19 protein-coding genes are annotated in these 20,441 nt (G+C 71.5%); 12 read left to right on the top strand and 7 right to left on the bottom strand.

The genetic code is table 11. The features are described from left to right. Positions 1–60 precede the first annotated feature (60 nt). Positions 61–954: an N-acetylmuramic acid 6-phosphate etherase gene (gene murQ / locus O7634_RS28730; RefSeq protein ID WP_278153259.1), complete on the top strand. Its 894-nt coding sequence runs from the start codon at positions 61–63 to the stop codon at positions 952–954. A gap of 57 nt (positions 955–1,011) precedes the next feature. On the opposite strand, the gene O7634_RS28725 is transcribed toward murQ, so the two are convergent. The 3 genes from O7634_RS28725 to O7634_RS28715 form a co-directional block, all read right to left on the bottom strand. Then, on the bottom strand, positions 1,012–1,287 hold the full coding sequence (locus O7634_RS28725) for a hypothetical protein (RefSeq protein WP_278153258.1): 276 nt from the start codon (positions 1,285–1,287) through the stop codon (positions 1,012–1,014). Between the two features lie 19 nt (positions 1,288–1,306). Next, positions 1,307–2,083, bottom strand: a complete 777-nt coding sequence (locus tag O7634_RS28720; protein WP_278153257.1) for a hypothetical protein — start codon at positions 2,081–2,083, stop codon at positions 1,307–1,309. A gap of 177 nt (positions 2,084–2,260) precedes the next feature. Continuing rightward, on the bottom strand, positions 2,261–3,499 hold the full coding sequence (locus tag O7634_RS28715; RefSeq protein WP_278153256.1) for an MFS transporter: 1,239 nt from the start codon (positions 3,497–3,499) through the stop codon (positions 2,261–2,263). Between the two features lie 126 nt (positions 3,500–3,625). Here O7634_RS28715 and O7634_RS28710 point away from each other — a divergent pair, with 126 nt between their 5' ends. The 3 genes from O7634_RS28710 (at position 3,626) to wrbA (ending at position 5,420) form a co-directional block, all read left to right on the top strand. Then, a complete protein-coding gene (locus O7634_RS28710; RefSeq protein ID WP_278153255.1) occupies positions 3,626–4,342 on the top strand; it encodes an alpha/beta hydrolase in 717 nt (238 codons plus the stop codon). Positions 4,343–4,363: 21 nt separating this feature from the next. After that, positions 4,364–4,750, top strand: coding sequence for a nuclear transport factor 2 family protein (locus O7634_RS28705; protein ID WP_278153254.1), 387 nt, complete (start codon positions 4,364–4,366; stop codon positions 4,748–4,750). A 70-nt stretch (positions 4,751–4,820) separates the two neighbouring features. Next, complete coding sequence (gene wrbA, locus O7634_RS28700; protein ID WP_278153253.1) at positions 4,821–5,420, top strand: NAD(P)H:quinone oxidoreductase; 600 nt, start codon at positions 4,821–4,823, stop codon at positions 5,418–5,420. Positions 5,421–5,432: 12 nt separating this feature from the next. On the opposite strand, the gene O7634_RS28695 is transcribed toward wrbA, so the two are convergent. Both O7634_RS28695 and O7634_RS28690 read right to left on the bottom strand, forming a co-directional pair. Then, entirely contained in the window at positions 5,433–6,035 is a 603-nt protein-coding gene (locus O7634_RS28695; RefSeq protein WP_278154103.1) for a class I SAM-dependent methyltransferase, read from the bottom strand. A 275-nt stretch (positions 6,036–6,310) separates the two neighbouring features. Then, positions 6,311–7,195: a CDP-diacylglycerol diphosphatase gene (locus O7634_RS28690; RefSeq protein WP_278153252.1), complete on the bottom strand. Its 885-nt coding sequence runs from the start codon at positions 7,193–7,195 to the stop codon at positions 6,311–6,313. A gap of 170 nt (positions 7,196–7,365) precedes the next feature. Here O7634_RS28690 and O7634_RS28685 point away from each other — a divergent pair, with 170 nt between their 5' ends. Further along, positions 7,366–7,662, top strand: coding sequence for a chorismate mutase (locus O7634_RS28685; protein ID WP_278153251.1), 297 nt, complete (start codon positions 7,366–7,368; stop codon positions 7,660–7,662). A 12-nt stretch (positions 7,663–7,674) separates the two neighbouring features. On the opposite strand, the gene O7634_RS28680 is transcribed toward O7634_RS28685, so the two are convergent. After that, positions 7,675–8,466, bottom strand: a complete 792-nt coding sequence (locus O7634_RS28680) for an IclR family transcriptional regulator (RefSeq protein WP_278153250.1) — start codon at positions 8,464–8,466, stop codon at positions 7,675–7,677. A gap of 161 nt (positions 8,467–8,627) precedes the next feature. On the opposite strand from O7634_RS28680, the gene O7634_RS28675 reads away from it, so the two are divergent. The 6 genes from O7634_RS28675 to O7634_RS28650 all read left to right on the top strand — a co-directional run bounded on the left by O7634_RS28675 (position 8,628) and on the right by O7634_RS28650 (position 15,641). Beyond that, on the top strand, positions 8,628–9,875 hold the full coding sequence (locus O7634_RS28675; protein WP_278153249.1) for a sugar ABC transporter substrate-binding protein: 1,248 nt from the start codon (positions 8,628–8,630) through the stop codon (positions 9,873–9,875). Positions 9,876–9,951: 76 nt separating this feature from the next. Next, positions 9,952–10,905 (top strand): sugar ABC transporter permease, encoded by a 954-nt coding sequence (locus tag O7634_RS28670; RefSeq protein WP_278153248.1) that lies wholly within the window; start codon positions 9,952–9,954, stop codon positions 10,903–10,905. Beyond that, positions 10,902–11,732, top strand: coding sequence for a carbohydrate ABC transporter permease (locus tag O7634_RS28665; RefSeq protein ID WP_278153247.1), 831 nt, complete (start codon positions 10,902–10,904; stop codon positions 11,730–11,732). Before O7634_RS28670 ends, O7634_RS28665 begins: the two co-directional genes overlap by 4 nt. Positions 11,733–11,740: 8 nt before the next feature. After that, a complete protein-coding gene (locus O7634_RS28660; protein ID WP_278153246.1) occupies positions 11,741–12,922 on the top strand; it encodes a mandelate racemase/muconate lactonizing enzyme family protein in 1,182 nt (393 codons plus the stop codon). After that, positions 12,919–14,127 carry a fumarylacetoacetate hydrolase family protein gene (locus O7634_RS28655; protein WP_278153245.1) on the top strand — a complete coding sequence of 403 codons (1,209 nt, stop codon included), beginning with the start codon at positions 12,919–12,921 and terminating at the stop codon, positions 14,125–14,127. Before O7634_RS28660 ends, O7634_RS28655 begins: the two co-directional genes overlap by 4 nt. After that, entirely contained in the window at positions 14,124–15,641 is a 1,518-nt protein-coding gene (locus tag O7634_RS28650; RefSeq protein ID WP_278153244.1) for an aldehyde dehydrogenase family protein, read from the top strand. The genes O7634_RS28655 and O7634_RS28650 overlap by 4 nt, the downstream gene beginning before the upstream one ends. Positions 15,642–15,983: 342 nt before the next feature. Here O7634_RS28650 and O7634_RS28645 read toward each other — a convergent pair whose 3' ends face one another. Further along, on the bottom strand, positions 15,984–17,507 hold the full coding sequence (locus O7634_RS28645; RefSeq protein WP_278153243.1) for an alpha-N-arabinofuranosidase: 1,524 nt from the start codon (positions 17,505–17,507) through the stop codon (positions 15,984–15,986). 462 nt (positions 17,508–17,969) lie between these two features. Here O7634_RS28645 and O7634_RS28640 point away from each other — a divergent pair, with 462 nt between their 5' ends. Beyond that, positions 17,970–20,345 (top strand): glycoside hydrolase family 3 N-terminal domain-containing protein, encoded by a 2,376-nt coding sequence (locus O7634_RS28640; RefSeq protein WP_278153242.1) that lies wholly within the window; start codon positions 17,970–17,972, stop codon positions 20,343–20,345. The last annotated feature ends 96 nt before the right edge of the window (positions 20,346–20,441 follow it).

Below are 20,441 nucleotides of genomic sequence, written 5' to 3'. Positions count from 1 at the left end.
TTTGCCAGTGCCCGTCCGGGTGGCTACGCTGAGGCTCCAGCCCGCTGATATGGGGGATCCGTGGACCTCAGCACCCTCGGCACCGAGACCCGAAACGACAAGACCACCGACCTCGACCGGATGTCGCCCACCGAGCTGCTCCTGGCGATGAACGACGAGGATCAGACGGTCGCCCAGGCCGTACGCCGGGCGGTTCCGGACATCGCCGCCGCTGTCGACGTCGTCGTGGCGTCGCTGCGCCAGGGCGGGCGGCTGATCTATCTGGGTGCCGGCACCAGCGGCCGGATCGGCATGCTCGACGCCGTCGAGTGCCCGCCCACCTTCGGCACGTCGCCCGATCGGGTGCTGGGGCTGCTCGCCGGTGGGGCCACCGCGTTCACCGCCGCCGTCGAGGGCGCCGAGGACGACCCCACCCGGGCCGTCGCCGACCTCGACGCGATCGGCCTGACCGCGCGCGACACCGTGGTCGGCCTCGCGGCCAGCGGCCGTACGCCGTACGTGGTCGGCGGGTTGGCGCACGCCCGTGCCCGGGGCGCCAGCACCGTCTCGGTGGCCTGCAACCAGGGCGCGGTGATCAGCCGCTACGCCGATGTCGCCATCGAGGTGCCCACCGGGCCCGAGGTGCTCACCGGGTCGACCCGGCTCAAGGCCGGCACCGCCGAGAAGCTGGTCTGCAACATGCTCTCGACGGCGACGATGGCCCGGCTCGGCAAGGTCTACGGCAACCTGATGGTCGACATGAACGCCACGAACGAGAAGCTCGTCGACCGGGCGCGGCGGATCGTCGCCGAGGCCGCCGACACCGACCTCGACACCGCCGCGCGGGCCCTCGCGGCGGCGCACGGGCACGCCAAGACCGCCATCGTGCTGCTGCTCGCCAACTGCACCGCCGAGGAGGCCGCCGCGCGACTGCGCGCCGCCGGCGACGACGTCCGGGCGGCAGTGGCGGCCTGACCCGACCGCCTGTTCGACGAAGCGCCCCGTCCACAATGGACGGGGCGCTTCGTGGGGTCAGCCGAGCGGGGTGCCGGCGACCTCGCCGGCCTCGACATCGGGCGTGCCGGCCACCTCGATCCGGGGTGAGCGGTCCGGTGGGAGATGGCCGCGATCGGCGATGACGACCACGTCCACCTCGCCGTCGACCATCATCTGCTCGACGGTCTCCCACGGCGCCCGGATGACTCCCGCCGATCGGTAGGCGTGTCGGCGAACGTGCGCCACACACATCGCGACGGCGGGCTCCGGCGGTTCGAGGTCGGCGGGGACCCAGACAACTGCTATCTCCATGGCAATCTCCTGATCAACGTCAATTCAGCGACTGGGTGATCAGGAGTTGCCGTGGTGGTGGGGGACCGCGCTCCACCGCGCGGCCTGCGGTGTGCCGGTCGACGGTGGTGACGACGCGTCCACGAAGGAGCGGCGCGACGGGTGGCGGAACCTCGGCCGCCGAGACGGGTGGATCGACGCTGCCGGCGCCCGCGCCGGCCGGCGCCGCGGCGAGCGCGAGCACGAAGGCCGGTGGCCCCGCCGGGGGACGGGCGGGTGGGCGCGGCGTCGGTGCGATGCTCGCGCGCGCTGTCCACGAGTGCTCCGGCGCGCGACCGCCGGAGACGCCGTCTGCGCCGCCGCGGGACAGCGGTGCGGCGCCGGGGTCCGCCGGTCCCGGCGACAGTGGAGCGACGGTGCGGGGGGCGGGGGCGGACCGGTCGGGCGCGGCCGTCGGCGGGGACGACGACGGCGTGCGCGTGGGAAGCGGGGTCGCCGGCGTGACCGACCGGGTGGGCAGCGGAACGGCGGAGGGCAGCGGCACCGCGGTTTTCGTCGGCAGCGGTAGGGGCACTGTCACCCGCACCTCGGCCACGGCGGGCACCGAGACCCGGACCGTGTCCGGTGTGGAGCTGATGCCGAGCGATCGCAGACCGGTGGGCAGCGGCAACGGCGCCGCGACAGCCGGCAACGGCAGCGACCGCGGTACCGACGGCGACGGCGACGGCGCGCCGGCCCGGGCCGGGCCGCCGCCGAGGGCGGCGCCGAACGCCACCGCCCCGAGCGCCACGGCGGGCAGGCTGTGCCTCAGACGCATCGCACGCGGGCTGCCGGTGGCGGGAGCAGACCGGCCCGGTCCGATACGTCGCATCGCTGGCCGGGCGGTCGCTCCTGGCCTTCTGCCGTCGCGTCCATGGGCGTGTTCTTGCCCAGGGAAACGGCGGACTACACCTTCCGTCGATGTCCCCGACGTCGATGCGGACGGTTCGTCGGCTCACACCGACGTCCGCACCGGCGTCGGCGCGGCGTCGAGGGGCAGGTCGCACATCCGGCGGATCGGGGTGGACAGATAGATGATCGGGGACAGCACGGTGAACGCCCCGAAGATCAGCAGGGTGGTACGCGCGCCGAGCGGCCCGGCCAGGACACCGGCGAGCAGGCCGCCCAGCGGAATGGCCCCCCAGGAGACGAACTTGACGGTGGCGATCACCCGGGACAGCAGCTCCGGCGGGCTGGCGAGCATCCGGTACGTCCGGGTGGTCACGCTGAGTACCACCGAGGAGCCGGCGAAGACCAGGTTCCCGACGGCGAAGGCGAGGTAACCGGCGGTACCAGTGCCCAGCGGGATGACGAGTGCGCCGGCCACGCCGACGAACGCCGCGATGATCAGCCCGCGGGCGGTGCCGAACCGGTCGGTGAAGCGGGTGGTCAGCGCGGCGCCGACCAGCGTGCCGAGGCCGTCGGCGGCGAGCAGCAGCCCGACCAGCAGCGGCGAGGCGTGCAACTCGCGCACCAGGTAGAACGGGAAGAGGGCGAGCATCGCGCCGTTGACGAAGTTGGTCGCGGTGGCGTCCCACATGGCCGGGCCGATGATCGGATGCCGCAGCACGAAGTGCCAGCCCTCGCGGATCATGGTGACCATCGGCGGGCGCTCGTCGGCCCGCCGCACACGCCGCTCCGGAAGGGTGCGCAGCAGGATCGCGGAGACCAGGTAGCTGACCGCGTCCACGAACAGCGTCGGCACCGCGCCCAGCACCTGCACCGCGAGACCTCCCACCGACGGCCCACCCAACTGGGTGGCGGCATGGGTGCCGGAGGTGAGGCTGTTGCGGGACTGCAACTGCGCGGCCGGGACGATCTCCGGCAGGAACGTCTGGTTCGCCACGTCGAACAGCACGTTGGCGAAGCTGACGACCAGGGCGACCGCGACGAGCTGGGCCACCGTCAGGGAGTCGAGCCACCAGGCCAGCGGGACGGACGCGATCGCCAGCCCTCGGAGCAGGTCCAGGGCGACCTGCATGCCGCGCAGCGGCAGCCGCTGCACGACCACCCCGGCCGGCAGGCTGATCAGGAGGTACGCGAGGTAGCCCGCCGCCGTGATCAGACCCATCTCGAAGGCCGACGCGTCCAGCACGGTCAGCGCGGTCAGGGGGAGGGCCACGCCGCCGACCGCCGAGCCGAGATGACTCGTGGTGCCCGCGACCCACCAGCGCCAGAAGGTAGTAAGTCCCATAATGGAACTGACTATAGGGGTGGCGGCACGCGGAGTCGACAGCGCGTTTCGCTCTCGCGGAACGGGTATCCAGGCGTACCAGCGCGACCGGCGGCAACGGGTCCACGGAGTGAGGGAGCGCGAACCATGTCTGATCCACAGCCCACCATCGTCCTCGTGCACGGCGCCTTCGCCGAGTCGGCGAGTTGGAACGGCGTGATCGAGCGGATGGGTGCCGCGTACGACACGGTTGCCGCCGCCAACCCGCTGCGCGGCGTCGCGGGCGACGCCGCGTACGTCCGGGATGTCATGCGGGGGATCGGCGGTCCGGTCGTCCTCGTCGGCCACTCCTACGGCGGCATGGTGATCACGCAGGCCGCCGCGGACGACCCGACGGTGCGGGCCCTCGTCTACGTCAACGCCTTCGCGCCGGACACCGGCGAGTCGGCGCTGGAGCTGTCCGGCAAGTTCCCGGGCAGCACCCTCGCCGACACGCTCGTGCAGTATCCGGTGTCGACCGGCGGCAACGAGGTGGCGATCAGCCAGCCGGCGTACCACCAGCAGTTCGTCGCGGACGCGTCGGCGGACCTGGCCGCGCTGATGGCCCGGACCCAGCGTCCCATCACCGAACAGGCCCTGTCTGACAAGCTCTCCGGGGAGCCGGCCTGGCGGTCCCTGCCGAGCTGGTTCGTGTTCGGCGACGCCGACCGGAACATCCCGGTGGCCGCGCACCGGTTCATGGCCGAGCGCGCCAACCCGCGTGGGCAGCGCGAGGTGGCCGGCGGTTCGCACGCAATGGCGGCGGCCCGGCCCAGCGAGGTCGCCGAGACGATCATCGAGGCGGTCCGGGGCGTGGGCGGCTGACCGGTCGAACGGATGGCAACGATGCGCAGGGAACAGGTCGCCGGCTGGCTCGCCGGCTACGAGCGGCTGTGGCGGACGCCGGGCACCGACGGGCTGGTCACGCTCTTCACCGAGGACGCGCGGTACCAGCAGGGGCCCTACTGGACGCCCGTGGTGGGTCTGGCGAACATCGCCGAGATGTGGGAGAAGCAGCGCAAGGGGCCCGACGAGGTGTTCCGGATGACCGCGGAGATCCTCGCTGTGGAGGGCGACACCGCCGTGTCCCGCCAGGAAGTCCGTTACGGCGACCCGGTCGAGCAGGAGTACCGCGACCTGTGGGTCATGCGCTTCGCCGACGACGGGCGGTGCCGGTCGTTCGAGGAGTGGCCGTTCTGGCCGGGACAACAGCCGGCCGATCCTCCAGAGTGACCCGGCACTCCGACTTCGATGAATTCGACGTGATCACGCCCCGGTCGGGAGCCGGTGGTGTCATGCGTCGATGACCACGCTCTCTGTCATCTACTACTCGTCCACCGGCACTGTGCACACCATGGCCCAGCGCCTCGCCGAGGCGGGCGAGAAGGCGGGCGCCGAGGTGCGGCTGCGCCAGGTTACGGAACTCGCCCCGGCGGAGGCCATCGCCGCCAACGCCGACTGGAGCCGGCACGTCGACGCCACGAAGGACGAGCCGAGGGCGACCGCCGACGACATCGTCTGGGCGGACGCGGTGCTGTTCGGCACGCCCACCCGCTACGGCAACGTGTCTAGCCAGCTCAAGCAGTTCATCGACACCCTCGGCCCGCAGTGGGCACAGGGGTTGCTCGCCAACAAGGTGTACGCCGGCTTCACGGCGTCGTCGACCGCCCACGGTGGACAGGAGTCGACTCTGCTCGCGCTCTACAACACCATCCACCACTTCGGCGGCCTCGTCGTCGCCCCCGGCTACACCGACCCGCTGAAGTTCGCCGACGGCAACCCGTACGGCGTATCGCACGTCACCGGTGGTGGCAACGGAGGGCGGTTGGGCGAGGCGCAGCTCGCAGCCCTCGACCACATGGCCGAGCGGGTCGTGACGGTCGCCGGCAAGCTCAACGCCTGAGGCGGCGCCCGCTCACGTGACGATCGCCGCCATCGCCGCGTGCGGGCGGTGGGTCTCGGCGCCGGGCCGGCGCAGGCGCTCGACCTCCCGGAAACCGGCGCGACCGAGCCGCTCGGCGAACTCGTCGAGCGGCCAGCGGTAGGCGGTGACGACCTTGTGGTCGAAGGGACCGAGGGTGTCGGCGTCGAAGACGCCCAGGACCAGCCGTCCGGCCGGGGCGAGCACGCGCCGGAACTCGTCCAGCACCCCGTCGAGCTCCTGTGGCGGAAGGTGGATCAGCGAGTACCAGGCCAGGATGCCGCCGACGGAGTGGTCGGCGGCGTCGAGGTGGTCCATCGACCCGAGGCGGTAGTCGACGCCCGGGTGGGTCGCGCGGGCGTGCGCGACGAACTCGGGCACCAGGTCGAGCCCTGTCGCGTCGACGCCCAGCGAGCGGAGGTAGTCGGTGAGGTGGCCGGGGCCGCAGCCGAGATCGAGCACCGGGCCGGGTCGGCCGGTCAGGTGCCGGCTGATGAACGCGAGGTCGTCCGGGTCGACCTGCCGTGTCGTGCCGAAGAGACTGATGTAGAGATCCGCGACGGACGTGTACGCCTGCTGAACCCTCGTCGTGTCCACGGCGGGACTATACGAGGCCCGGACGGCCACCGGCCGGGCGCGCGCCGACAGCTTCCGCAGCCACGGCTTCCAGGCGATGCTGGACGACGACGGTCGGCTGGTCAGTTTCCTGCTCCCTCCGGGCGACGGGGTGCCGAACGCCTCGCCGCGGTACAGCGACTTCGGCGTGGCGGTCAGCGTCGAGCGCCCGAAGGGGGCGCTGGTCGCGCCGGACACCCTCTACCGCCACTTCGGCGTGCCGGGCGGAAACCAGGGCCGGCGTCCGCCCCGGGCGGTCAGGCGTACGCGAGCAGGAAGTCGACGGTGCCCGTGCCGCCGGGTTGCCCGGGCGGGACGGGCAGGCCGGGCTCGCTGTTCAGCACGTAGAACCCGCCACCGCCGATCAGCCGCGGCGTCACGGCCATCGTCTGGGCGGCCATCGTCGCTCCGGTCGGCCGCACCACGCTGTCGAGCAGGAGCCGGAAGAGGTTCGTGTTCAGGTTGGCGACGTGCAGCACCCGGTACGAGCGGGGAGCGGGCTGGCCGGCGCTGGTCAGGCCCCAGATCGGCACGATCTGGTCGCGCCAGCGGGCCGGATCGTTGCTGATCCGGGCGTCGTAGTTGTTCAACTGCGTCTGGATGCCGGAGTGGATACCGGCCAGGTGGATGTGCAGCTGATCCTGCTGGCGGATCGTCGGGTCGGCGCTGTTGACGCCCAGCCCGACGTGGGGGTAGACGACGTGTCCCGGCTGCCCGGGTTGGGCGTTGTCCCAGGCGTCGAGCCAGTAGTTCGGGGCGCTGGCAGTGGTGATGAACGGGCACTCGACGCCGCTGATCCGGCAGCTGGGCACGAGCAGGAAGTCGTGGTTGGACCCCGAGCCGCCGTTGAGGATCACGTAGGTGGACGTCGTCCGGAGGCACTGGGGGAACGGTGGGCCGGGCCTGGTGCCCTCGCAGACCTGCACCCGGTCCCACAGGTCGTACCGGCCGCCGGTGTCGCTCGGGTAACCGCACAGGGCGGACGGCGTGGGGCAGGCCGACGCCCCCGGGCCGTCCGGTGCCGACGGGGAGGGCTCGGGCGCCGGTCCCGCGTCGGCCAGCGCCCGGTCCGCGCCGACGAGACCCAGCAGGCCGGTGGTGCCGGCGGCTCCCGAGAGCCTGACGAACTGACGTCGGGGCATTCCGCCCATCGTCATTCCTCCACGATCGCCGTCCGAGTGGGACATGAACGTGTAGAGATTAGGGTGAATCGGGCGGTCGCCGCGCGGGGCGACGGGCAGGTCGCCTGATCGTGTCGATCGCGGCCCGCGCGGCCCCTCGCGGGCGGCACGGGCGTGCGAGGATCGGCGACGTGGAGGACACCGCGTCGGCACTGACCGAGATCCGCGCCCGGATCGACGAGCTGGACGGCGAACTCGTCGCGCTGCTCGCCCGGCGGGAGGCCCTCGTCCGGCAGGCGGCCCCGCTCAAGGGTGACGACCGGGCGGTCCGGGCGCCGGAGCGGGTGGCCCAGGTGGTCGCCCGGGTTCGCGTGCTGGCGAGCGAGGCCGGCGCAGATCCGGACGTGATCGAGCGGATCTACCGGAGCATGATCCAGGTCTTCATCGACCTGGAGGCCGACCAGCACCGCCGGCGGGCCGACGCCTGAGCCGGCGTGGGCCTACGGCACCGCCACCTCGACGTCGTCCGGGCTCGCGTCGCGCGGCGGCTGGTAGCCGAGCTCGTGTGAGATCCGGTTGGCGGTGTCGAGAAGCGACGGCAGGTTGCTCTTCAGTTGGTCGAGGCTGGCGATGACCTCGATCGCGGTGATCGAGGCGGCGGCGATGACCTGCCCGCGCGAATCCCTGATCGGCGCGGCGACGCACATGACGTACGCGTCGTGCTCGCCGTTGTCGGTCGCCCACCCGCGCTCCCGGATCCGGGCGAGCTCGGCGTCGAGGGAGTCGTGGTCGGCGAGGGTGTTGTCGGTGAACCGCTCGAACACGACGTGGGAGAGCAGGCGCTCGCGCTCCTCCCGGGGCAGGTAGGCGAGGATGGTCTTACCCACGGCGCTCGCGTAGATCGACACGGCGCGTCCGACCCGGGACGGCAGTTTGACGGCGTCGAACGCCGGGCTGTCGACCTTGTCGATATAGATGATCTCGTCACCGGTGAGCTGCGCCAGGTGCACTGTGTGACCGGTCTCGCGTTGCAGCGCGCGCAGGTGCGCGGCGGCGGGCTGGCGCAGGTCCATCGCGCCGAGCGCCAGCTCGGACAGCTCGATCAGCCCACTGCCGAGCACGTAGGTGCCCGCGCCGGTGCGACGGACGAAGCGCGCGGACTCCAGTGTCTGCAGGATCCGCAGGGCCGTGGACTTGTGGACACCGAGCACGTCAGCGGCCTCGGTCAGAGACAGCGGGTGCTCCGCCGATCGACGGATGAGGTCGATCGCACGACGAATCGATTGCGCCAAGGCTGAGTCTCCCCTCGGGCGACGGACGCTGCCGTCGCTTCATTGCATAGTTTGCAATCTACTTGACTCGATGCGCAACCGCCACTTGACAGCGTTGCACATGACGCTACGATCGTTGCAATTTCATCCTCCTGACGCAGACTCGTAACAGTGGGGTAACGATGGGTAATCAGCGCTCTCACTTCGGCATCGCCAGGGCGGCCGCCGCCCTCGGCCTGGTTGCCGCTCTCCTGACCGGTTGTGGGTCCGACGGCGGATCCAGCGACGGCGTCACCAAACTGACCTTCGCCGCGTCGACCTTCGGCGACCCGGGCCGTGGCCCGCTGCTGACGAAGTGGCTCGACGAGTTCAACCAGAGCCAGAGCAAGGTGCAGGTCTCGGCCGCCGCCGTGCCGTACCCGACCTTCGGCCAGACCGTGCTCACCCAGATGGGCAGCGGCAAGGGCCCCGACCTGGTCCGTTTCGACATGCCCGAGTTCGAGGCCGCCTCGGATGCCGGCCTCGTCGCGCCGCTGGACAAGCTCGTCGACGCCGGCAAGTACGACCTGCTCAAGCAGCCGGACCAGTTCATGGTCCACGACGGGGTCCGGCACGGCGTCATCTTCGAGGCGTCGAACTACGCGATGTTCTACAACGCGGACCTGATCCCGACGCCGCCGTCGAGCTACGAGCAGTTCGCCAGCACCGCGAAGTCGCTCACCAAGGGCGACGTCTTCGGCCTCGCCTTCCGCCAGACCGAGGCCGAGGAGGCCGGCGTCTGGCAGGACATCTTCAACTACGTGTACGGCTTCGGCGGCGCGTGGTCCGACGGCAAGAACCTGACCATCAACTCGCTGGAGAACCTCAAGGGCCTGCAGGCGTTCAAGGACCTGTACGACGCCAACGTGATCCCGCGCGGCGCGGACGCGGCGACGTTCCGGCGGATGTTCGCCGAGGGCAAGGTCGGGATGGAGCTCAACAACGGCGGGTACGTGACGGCCACCCGCGGCCAGAACGCGAAGCTGAACTTCAGCGTCGCGCCCATCCCGTTCCCGGTTCGCAAGCAGGGCGCGATCCTCGCCCCGATCGTGATCAACGAGGCGAGCGAGCACCAGGAGGAGGCGGCCACCTTCATCAAGTGGGCGCTGGAGCCGAACAACCAGGTGAAGCTCCAGGAGATCCTGGGCGCGAGCAGCGTGGCCACCACCACGCAGCGCAGTCCGGAGAAGCTCAAGGAGACCCCGTTCCTCACCGTCTTCGACGGGCTCACCGAGACCAGCCTCCCGCAGATCGTCCTCGGGTTCGAGGCCAAGACGCCGGACATCCGCAAGGTGGTCGTGCAGAACGTGGTCGCGGCGCTCCAGGGCAAGGCCGACCTCAAGTCGGCGCTGGACCGCGCCCAGCAGCAGGCGACCGAACTGGTCCGCTGACAGCTCGACACGGCGACGCCGCCGGCGCGACGGTCCGTGCGCCGGCGGCGTCCTTCCCCAGAAGGATCGAAACCCGATGACTGTGCTCGAGCAGACCGGAGCACCGCAGACAACCCGCCGAGCCGGGGGACGCCGTCGGCGCAGCCCGCTGGGCAGCAGATGGACGCCGTACCTGTTCCTCGGACCCGCCGCCCTGTTCATCCTCGTCTTCCAGGCGGCGCCCCTGGTCCAGGAGGTCTACCTCAGCTTCACCAGGACCAGGCTGCTGAACCCCACCCGCAGTGAGTGGGTCGGGCTGGACAACTACCGCGAGATCTTCGGCGACCCCGACTTCCGCCGCACCCTGCTGATCACCGTCGTCTACGTGATCGTCTGCGTCGTCGGTGCGGTCGGCGCCGGTCTCGGCGTCGCGCTCCTGCTCAACAAGGGCTTCCGGGGCCGTGGCGTGGCGCGGGCGCTGATCACCATCCCGTGGGCGGCGCCGGGCATCGCCGTCGCGCTCATCGCCACCTGGATGCTCAACGCGCAGTACGGCATCGTGAACCGGATGCTCGACGCGGTGGGGCTCGGCGTGCCGGGCGGCGCCATCCTGGACAGTCCCCGCTACGCCCTCCCCGCGGTGCTCGCGACGACCATCTGGCAGCTGTTCCCGTTCACCTCGGTGGTGTTGCTCTCCGCGTTGCAGTCCGTACCCGAGGATCTGAACGAGGCCGCGACCGTCGACGGCGCCGGCCGGTGGGCGACCTTCCAGGCGGTCACCTGGCCGGTGATCAAACCGACGGTGGGGCTGCTGGCGCTGCTGATGACGATCTGGTCGCTGCGCCGCTTCGAGCTGATCTGGCTGATGACCAAGGGTGGTCCGGTCGGCGCCACCGAGACGCTCGTCATCGACCTCTACTCGCAGGCCTTCGACTCGAAGGAACTCGGCTCGGCGGCGGCCATCGGAATGGTCGGCGTCGTCATCTCGCTCATCGTGATCACCGGTAGCCGGCTGGTCGCCCGTGCCGTAGAGAGGGAGGACGCCCGATGAGGCGCTTCCGGTTGGGTCTCACCGCGCGGATCGTCGCCGTGCTCGTCGTGCTGGGCGTGGCGGTGTTCCCGCTGTACTGGATGCTGGTCACCGCGCTGTCCAGCAACGGCGACCTGTTCGCCGAGCGGCCCCGGCTCACCCCGGACCTCAGCCAGTTCGGGGTGTTCGTGGACGCGCTGGCCGAGGGCAAGGCGGCCGGCTGGTTGCTCAACAGCCTGGTCATCGCCGTCGGCACGATGGTCCTCTCGGTCGGGTTGGGCATCCCGCTCGGCTACGCGCTGTCCCGGTTCTCGTTCCGGGGCAAGGCCGTGCTGACCGTCGTGCTGCTGTTCACGCAGATGCTCCCCGAGGCGCTGATGGTCGTGCCGCTGTTCGCGCTGTTCCGCCGCTTCGAGCTGCTCGACTCGCTGGCCGGCCTGGTCCTGGTGAACGCCGCCTTCGTCCTGCCGATCGTCGCGCTGATCCTCAAGGGCGCTATCGACGGCATTCCGAAGGAGTTGGAGGAGGCGGCCCGCGCCGACGGCGGGCGGCCGTGGACCGTGCTGACCCGCATCAACGTCCCGTTGATCGCGCCGTCGATCGCGGCCACCGCGGTCATCGCCTTCTTCCACGCCTGGAACGAGTACGTGTTCGCGGTGACGTTCATCTTCAACCCGGAGTTGCAGCCGGCCTCGGTCGGCATCGCGAACTTCATCGGCGAGCTGGGCACCCCGATCCAGACGGTGATGGCGGTCGCCTTCCTGTTCACGTTGCCCGCCGTGGCCTTCTACCTGATGGTGCAGAAGTACGTGGTTTCCGGCATGACCGCCGGCGCGGTGAAGGGTTGAGCCGAAAGATGAAGATCGTCTCCGTCGACACGCTGGTCGTCGATTTCTACCGCACCAACCTCGTCCTCGTGCGGGTGCACACCGACGAGGGGATCGTCGGGCTCGGCGAGGCCACCCTGGAGGGCAAGGAACGCGCCGTGCAGGGCGCCGTCGCCGAGGTGGCCGAGGCGGTGGTGGGCCTGGACCCGACCCGCATCTCGCAGATCGTCTACGAACTCGCGCGGGACTGGTACTGGCGGGGTGGCCCGGTCATCATGACCGCGCTGAGCGCGCTGGATATGGCGCTGTGGGACATCTCGGCGCGTGACCTCGGCGTACCGGTGTCCCGCCTGCTCGGTGGCGCGACCCGGGACCGGGTCCGGGCGTACGCGAACGGGTGGTTCTCCGGCGCCGTCACGCCGCAGGACTACGCCGACGCCGCGCGCCGGACTGTCGAGTCCGGCTTCCGCGGGCTCAAGTGGGACCCGTTCGAGAACTACGACATGGTCATCACCACCGCGCAACTGGATCGCGTGCTGGCGCAGATCGACGCCGTCCGGGGCGCTGTGGGCCGCGATGTGGAGCTGTTCATTGAGGGGCACGGCCGCTTCGACGTCCGGCACGCGATCAAGGTCGCCAAGGAGATCGCCCCGTTCGATCCGGTGTGGTTCGAGGAGCCCTGCCCGCCGGACAACCTCGACGCCCTGGTCGACATCCGCCGCGCGTCACCGGTGCCGATCGCCGCCGGGGAGCGGTGGTTCGGCCGGCAGGGCTTCGCCCCGGCGCTGGCCCGCCAGGCTGTCGACTTCGTCCAGCCCGACGTCACGCACGCCGGCGGGATCGCCGAGCTGGCCTTCATCTCGACGCTCGCCGCGACCAGCTACGTGGGCTTCGCGCCGCACAACCCGAGCGGTCCACTGAGCACGGCCGCGACGCTACAGCTCGGGGCCACGCTGCCGAACTTCCGCTACCTGGAGATCATGGCGACCGACGTGCCGTGGCGTCCGGAGATCACCAACGAACGGTTGGTGCTGACCGACGAGGGCGACATCCTCGTCCCTACCGGCGTCGGGCTCGGCATCGAACTGGACCTCGACGCGATCGAGCGGCATCCGTTCACACCGCACCCGATGCGGATGTTCCGCGACGCCGTGTACGACATCCGTCCGCGCGACGAGCGGTCCTTCTTCAACCTGGGAAGCGGCTCATGACGGTGCCACGGCCGCGCCGGGTGGCCACCGACGCGGACTGGGTCGGCACCGCCGCCGAGGCGTTGCCGGACGACGCCGACAGCGTTCTCGTCGGCCGGATCTGGGACCCGGTCGCCGGGGGACCCTCGCCGGTGGTGGTCCGCGCCGGCGAGGTCGTCGACGTCAGTAACCGGTTCGCCACCGTACGGGACATCTGCGAGCTGCCCGATCCCGCCGCGACGGTGGCCGGCCTCGACGGGACGCCGGTGGGTGACTTCGCGGAGCTGCTGGCCAACACGGGCGCGGCCGACCGTGATCGCGACCGGCCCTGGCTGCTCGCCCCGGTGGACCTGCAGGCGCTCAAGGCCGCCGGGGTGACCTTCCCGGCCTCGATGATCGAACGTGTCATCGAGGAGCGGGCCCGTGGTGATCTGGCCCTCGCGGCGGACATCCGGCACCGCATGCTCGCCGACGTCGGTGTCGACCTGCATCACCTGGAAGCGGGCTCGGAGGAGGCGGACCGGCTCAAGCGCCTGCTGGTCGCCGAGGGCATGTGGAGTCAGTACCTGGAGGTGGGCATCGGCCCGGACGCGGAGATCTTCACCAAGGGGCAGATCCTCTCCGCCGTCGGCACCGCCGTCCCGGTCGGCGTGCTCGCCGCGTCGACCTGGAACAACCCCGAGCCCGAGGTGACGCTCATCGTCCAGTCCACCGGACGGATCGTCGGCGCCACCCTCGGCAACGACGTGAACCTGCGGGACATCGAGGGCCGCTCCGCGCTGCTGCTCCCGTTGGCGAAGGACAACAACGCCTCCTGCGCCCTCGGCCCGCTGATCCGGCTCTTCGACGACCGGTTCGGCATGGACCAGGTCCGCCAACTGGAGGTCAGCCTGGAGGTGCGCGGCACCGACGGGTTCGACCTGGACGCGGTCTCGGAGATGACCCGGATGTCGCGCGACCCCGAGGACCTGGTGCGGCAGTTGATCGGCCCGCACCACCACTATCCCGACGGGGCGGCCCTGATGCTCGGCACGATGTTCGCGCCGATCCAGGACCGGGACCGCCCCGGCGAGGGCTTCACCCACAAGGTCGACGACGTGGTACGGATCAGCTGCCCGGCGCTCGGCACCCTGGTCAACCGGGTCCGGCACGCGGAGGAGTGCGAGCCCTGGCACTTCGGCGTCCGCGATCTCATGGGCAATCTGGTAAGGAGAGGACTGCTGTGAACGTGGTCAGCACTGTGGACCCGCGCGACGGGCGTCGCCGCCCGACGGAACTCACCGAGACCGACGAGTCGCGGCTGGAGGCGATCGTCGCCGAGGCGTCCGGGGCGGCGCGGTGGTTGTCCGACCTGGGCAGACTCGGCAGGGCGGAGCTGCTGGACGCGATCGCCGCGGCGCTGGAGTCGCGGCGGGTGGACCTGGTCGCCACCGCCGAGGCGGAGACCGGGCTGAGCCGCGCGCGGCTCGAGGGCGAACTCACCCGCTCCGCCGTGCAGTTCCGGATGTTCGGCGAGGTGCTGCGCGACGGCGGGTACGTCGAGGCGGCGATCGACCACGCCGCCGACACACCGCTCGGACGTGGCCCGGACCTGCGCCGGATGCTCGTACCCCTGGGGCCGGTGGCGGTCTTCGGGGCCAGCAACTTCCCGTTCGCCTTCTCGGTCGCAGGCGGCGACACCGCCGCCGCGCTCGCCGCCGGGTGTCCGGCGGTCCTGAAGGCGCACCCGTCGCACCCGCTGACGTCGCACGCCTCCGCCGAGGCGATCGCCGCGGCCGTCCGCGACCACGGCGGGCCGCAGGGCGTGATCACGGCCGTGTACGGGGAACAGGCCGGCCGTTCGCTGGTGCGGCACCCGGCGATCCGCGCGGTCGCCCTGACCGGTTCCGTCAACGCCGCCCGCGCCATCCAGGCGGCCATCGACGAGCGGCCCGACCCCATTCCCCTGTACGCCGAACTGAGCAGCGTGAACCCGATCGTCATCCTGCCCGGCGCGGCCGAGGACCGGGCGGACCAGATCGCCGAGGGGCTGTTCGGCTCCTTCACGAACTCGGGCGGGCAACTCTGCACCAAGCCCGGCCTGGCGTTCGTCCCGGCCGGCTCGTGCGGTGACCGGCTGCTGGACGCGCTGCGGGGCAGGGTCGCCGGCACGGGTGGCGCGGTCCTGCTCAACGAGCGCATCCGCGACGGGTACCAGCAGCGGGCCGCGGAGTTCGAGCGGGCCGGCGCGCGCGTGTCGGCGCGCCCCGAGGTGGCGGCGGGCGACGGCTTCTCCGTCGCGCCGACCCTCCTGGAGGTCGACCTGGCGGGCCTGACCGCCGAGATCGCCGACGAGTGCTTCGGCCCGCTGATGGTGGTCGTGCGCTACGACGACGTCGCCGATCTCGACGTGGCGCTGGCCACCGTCCCGCCCTCGTTGACCGGCTCGCTGCACCTCGGTCCGGCCGACGACGCCGACGCCGTGCGCCGTCTGGTCGACGGGTTCGCCGCGCGTGCCGGCCGCATCGTCTTCGACGGCTATCCCACCGGGGTGCGCGTGTCGTGGGCCCAGCACCACGGTGGGCCCTGGCCGTCGACGAACGCCGTGCACACGTCGGTGGGCGCCACGTCGATCCGGCGTTTCCTCCGTCCGCTCGCGTGGCAGGACGCGCCGGCCTGGCTGCTCCCCGAGGAGCTACGCGACGAGTACACCGCCATTCCGCGCCGGATCGACGGGAGGTTGCAGCCGGTGACGACGTGACCATTCCGCCACACCCTCGCGACGTGCCCCTTCGACTGGCGCGCGAATTCCTCGAAACCTGACCCCAAGCGAATTCGCGCGCCAGCCGGGCTGGTGCCGATGAATGGTGCCCGTAGTCGGTGGAGAAACGCTTTTTCGGAATGGCGTCGCTCGTCTTCTTGACCGGCGAACGCAATTCATGGTCCTGTTTCGGCAGGAACGCGGTGAGCGCGGGGTGACGCGCTCTTCAACGCGTCCCAGAGCGTCCCGGTGGACGTCCGGTAGCGACGACGTCGCGACCCCGGCCGCCCGTCCCTGGTCACCGCCGGGGACGGGCGGCCGGGGCGCCGCCGCGTCAGCGGTTCACCCGGCCGTCGCCTCGGCCCGCAGCCGCAGCATGGTCCAGGACGCCTGCGGGAGGGTCACCCGGACGCTGGCGTCGCCGCCCCGTGCCGTGTCGTTGGGGCGGGGCTCGGCGTGGTCCGGGCCGTCGGCGGTGTTCTTCGCGTCCAGGTCGGCGCCGCCGATGGTGACACACTCGATGATCTCGGTGACCCGGGCGCCGCTGAGATCGACGGTCACCTCGGCCGGCGTGTCGAGCACGCGGTTGACCAGGAAAACGGTCATCTCGCCGGTGCTCTCGTCCCAGGTGGACACCGCGTCGACGGCATCGACCTCACCGTAGCGGTCGGTGGTCGTCGTGCTGCCCTGGCGGAGCACGTCGAGCACCGCTCCCTGGGCGTGCCGGGCCGTGCGGGCGAACGGGTGGAAGATGGTCTGCCGCCAGGCCGGCCCGCCCGGCTCGGTCATGATCGGCGCGATGACGTTGACCAGCTGGGCCTGGCAGGCCGCCGTCACCCGGTCGCTGTGTCGGAGCAGGCTGATGAGCAGCCCGCCGACCACGACGGCGTCGGCCACGCTGTAGTGGTCCTCCAGCAGCGGCGGGGCGACCGGCCAGTCCTCGCCGCTCGGCGGCGTGGACGGGGCGGCGGACAGGTACCAGACGTTCCACTCGTCGAACGCGATCATGATCTTCTTGGTGGATCGGCGGATCGCGCCGACGGAGTCGGCGATGGCGGTCACCGCGTCGATGTAGCGGTCCATGTCCTCGGCGGAGGCGAGGAAGCTGGCCAGGTCGTCGTCGACCGGCTGGTAGTACGCGTGCAGCGAGATCAGGTCGACGTCGTCGTACGCCTCGGTCAGCACGTCCCGCTCCCAGCTGCCGAAGGTCGGCATGCCGAGGTGCGAGGAGCCGCAGGCGACCAGCTCCAGATCCGGATCGAAGCGGCGCATCGCCTTCGCCGTCTGCGACGCGAGACGCCCGTACTCGGTGGCGCTGCGCGCGCCGACCTGCCACGGGCCGTCCATCTCGTTGCCCAGGCACCACAGCTTGATCCCGTACGGATCGGTGGCGCCGTTGGCGCGGCGGCGGTCGGCGAGCTGGCTGCCCGCCCGGTGGTTGGCGTACTCCAGCAGGTCGATGGCCTCGGCGGTGCCCCGGGTGCCGAGGTTGACCGCCATGATCGGGTCGACGCCCGCCCTGCCGACCCAGCGCATGAACTCGTCGAGCCCGAACGTGTTGGGCTCCAGGCTGTGCCAGGCGAGGTCGAGCCGTGCCGGCCGCTCGTCGACCGGACCGACGCCGTCCTCCCAGCGGTAGGACGAGACGAAGTTGCCGCCCGGGTAGCGGACCGTGGTGACGCCCAGCTCGCGGACGAGCTCGAGGACGTCGCCCCGGAAGCCGTCCGGGCCGGCCGTCGGGTGCCCGGGTTCGTAGATTCCGGTGTAGACGCAGCGGCCCAGGTGCTCCACGAACGAGCCGAAGAGTCGGCGGGACACCGGTGCCACCCGTCGCCGGGGGTCCAGGTGCAGGCGGGCGGTGTTCACGACCGGCCTCCGTTCGTGGCCGAACCGGCCCCGGCCGGGTGCTGCGGGCGGGCGGACAGCCCGGGGTGGTGGGGGAGTGGGCTCGCGCAGCCGGCGTGGGGCTGCGTCGCTGTGGTGCGGTGCGTGTTCAGGGTGGGGGTCCCTTCGTGCGAGGTCCCGGCGGCGAGATCTCCGTCGCGGTGCCGGAACCGAGGGGCGGTGGCTCGGTACGAGCTCTGGACAACGTGGTGATCATCCCCTACGTTGTCGATCTATGTAAACGTTACCGATTACGTTTACGGTAGGGGACTCGATGCCCGTGATCAATGTTCCCGCCGACGGCCTTGCCGCACGCCGGCCCTGGTGAAACCGGGTGTCCTGCCCGCCGGGGCGCGCCTCCGCGGCGTCGCCTCCACGCCGCTCGACGGCGTGGCCCGACAGCCGCCGGAGACGCCCTGACCGATCTGGATGTGAGGTGACTGGGTGACCACTGTCGAGGCTCGGACCGAGGGGACCTACGCCGACGCGGCCCTGCCGGTCAACGCCCGGGTGGCGGATCTGCTGGCCCGGATGACCCGCGCGGAGAAGCTCGCGCAACTGGGCAGCACCTGGGCGTTCAGCCTCCTGGAGAACGGTCGGTTCGCGGTGCAGCGGGCCCGGCCGATCCTCGGACAGGGCCTGGGGCACGTGACCCGGGTCGCCGGGGCGACCAGCCTCAGGGCGGCGCAGGTGGCGCGGGTGACCAACGCGATCCAGCGGTTCCTGGTGACCGAGACCCGGCTGGGCATCCCGGCGATCGTGCACGAGGAGGTCTGCTCGGGGGTGATGGCGCGCGAGGCGACCGCCTTCCCGCAGGCGATCGGCGTCGCGAGCACCTGGGCGCCCGACCTCAACCGGCAGCTCGCGGACGCCGTGCGCGGCCAGATGCGTGCCATGGGCAGCCATCAGGGGCTCTCGCCCGTGCTGGACGTGGTCCGTGATCCGCGTTGGGGCCGGACCGAGGAGACCTACGGCGAGGATCCGTACCTGGTGAGCCGGATGGGGGTGGCCTTCGTCCGGGGTTTGCAGGGCGTCGACCGCGCCGACGGCGTGCTCGCGACGGCGAAGCACTTTGTCGGCTACGGCGCGTCCGAGGGCGGTCTGAACTGGGCGCCGGCCCAGCTGCCACCACGGCTGCTGCGCGAGGTGTACCTGTATCCGTTCGAGGCGGCGATCCGCGAGGGCGGACTGCAGTCGGTGATGGCCGGCTACCACGAGCTGGACGGCGTCCCGTGCCACGCCAACCAGGAGCTTCTCGTCGACCTCCTGCGCACGCGGTGGGGCTTCACGGGCAGCGTGGTGTCCGACTACTTCGCCGTCAACGACCTGCACGCCTACCACCACTTCGCGCCGGACCAGCAGCAGGCGGCGAGGCTGGCGCTCGCCGCGGGCGTCGACGTCGAGCTGCCCGCGACGGACGCGTACGCGGACGCGCTCAGCCGTGCCCTGGACGCCGGTGAGGTCGACGAGGCGCTGCTCGACGACGCGGTCGCGCGGGTGCTGCGGCACAAGTTCGAGCTCGGGCTCTTCGAGAACCCGTACGTCGACGAGGACGCGGCCGTCTCGACGGCGAACACCGAGCGGCACCGGGGCGTGGCGCTCGAGATCGCCCGGCGCAGCCTCGTCCTGCTCAAGAACGACGGCGTGCTGCCGCTGGTGGCGGACGCCGCACGGGTCGCCCTCATCGGGCCGAACGCCGACGACGCCCGCAACCTGCTCGGTGACTACTCGTTCGCGGCCCACATCGAGGCGCTGGTCGCGGCGCGCGAGCGCCGGGGCCTGCTCGGCGAGATGATGACGATCCCGGACGATCTGGAAATCGACCAGAGCACCGACGGGATCGCCACCGTACGCGACGAACTCGCCACCCGGCTGGGTGACCGGCTGCGCTACGAGCGCGGCTGCGACGTCGTCGATCCGTCGACCGACGGGTTCGCCGCGGCCGTCGCGGCGGCCGCGGCGGCCGACGTCGCGGTGCTGGTGGTGGGGGACCGTTCGGGGCTCACCCCCGACGCGACCACCGGCGAGTCCCGCGACCGGTCCAGCCTGGACCTCCCCGGCGCGCAGGAGGAGCTGGTCCGGGCGGTCGTCGGCACCGGCACGCCGGTGGTGGCGGTGCTGGTCGCCGGTCGGCCGGTCGGCAGCGACTTCCTGCACGAGAGGTGCGCCGCCGTGCTGATGGCCTGGTTGCCGGGGGAGACCGGTGCGCGGGCGATCGCCGAGGTCCTCCTCGGCGAGGTGAACCCGAGCGGGAAGCTGCCGATCTCCTACCCCCGTGGCGTGGGCCAGATCCCGGTCTTCTACGGCCACAAGGTGTCCGGCGGCCGGTCGCACTGGCACGGTGACTACGTCGACTCGCCGGTCAGCCCGCGGTACGTGTTCGGCCACGGCCTGGGCTACTCGCCGTTCACCGTCGACGAGGCCACTGTGGCGGCTCCCGAGGTCCGGGCCGGCGACAGCGTCCGGGTCGAGGTCACCGTCAGCAACCGTGGAGAACGCGCGGGGGAGGAGGTCGTCCAGCTCTACATCCGCGATCCACAGGCGACCGTCACCCGACCGGTGCTGGAGCTGAAGGCCTTCGCCCGCGTCGCGGCCGCCGCCGGCCAGCGGGTGGCGGTGCGTTTCGACCTGCCCACGGGTCAGCTCGGCTTCTACGACCGGAGCATGCGCTACGCGGTGGAGGCCGGGCAGATCGAGGTGTACGTGGGCCTCTCGGTCACCGACCGCACCCATGCCGGCACCTTCGTCATCACTGTCGACGGGGGCCAGCCGGCGCCGGCGAAGGTTTTTACCGGCGCGGTCGAAGTGCGGGAACTGTGAACGTTAACCGACCCGGTGATAAGCCGTCGCCGGGGCGTTCCCTCCGGTTGTCGGCCGATCGGGTGTGCGCCGGAAACGGCGTCCCGTCGCAGTAAC

This window comes from Micromonospora sp. WMMD1120 (assembly GCF_029626235.1).
Taxonomy (GTDB): domain Bacteria; phylum Actinomycetota; class Actinomycetes; order Mycobacteriales; family Micromonosporaceae; genus Micromonospora.
The sequence above is the reverse complement of the archived record's forward strand: the minus strand, read 5'-3'. Positions and strand labels throughout refer to the sequence as shown.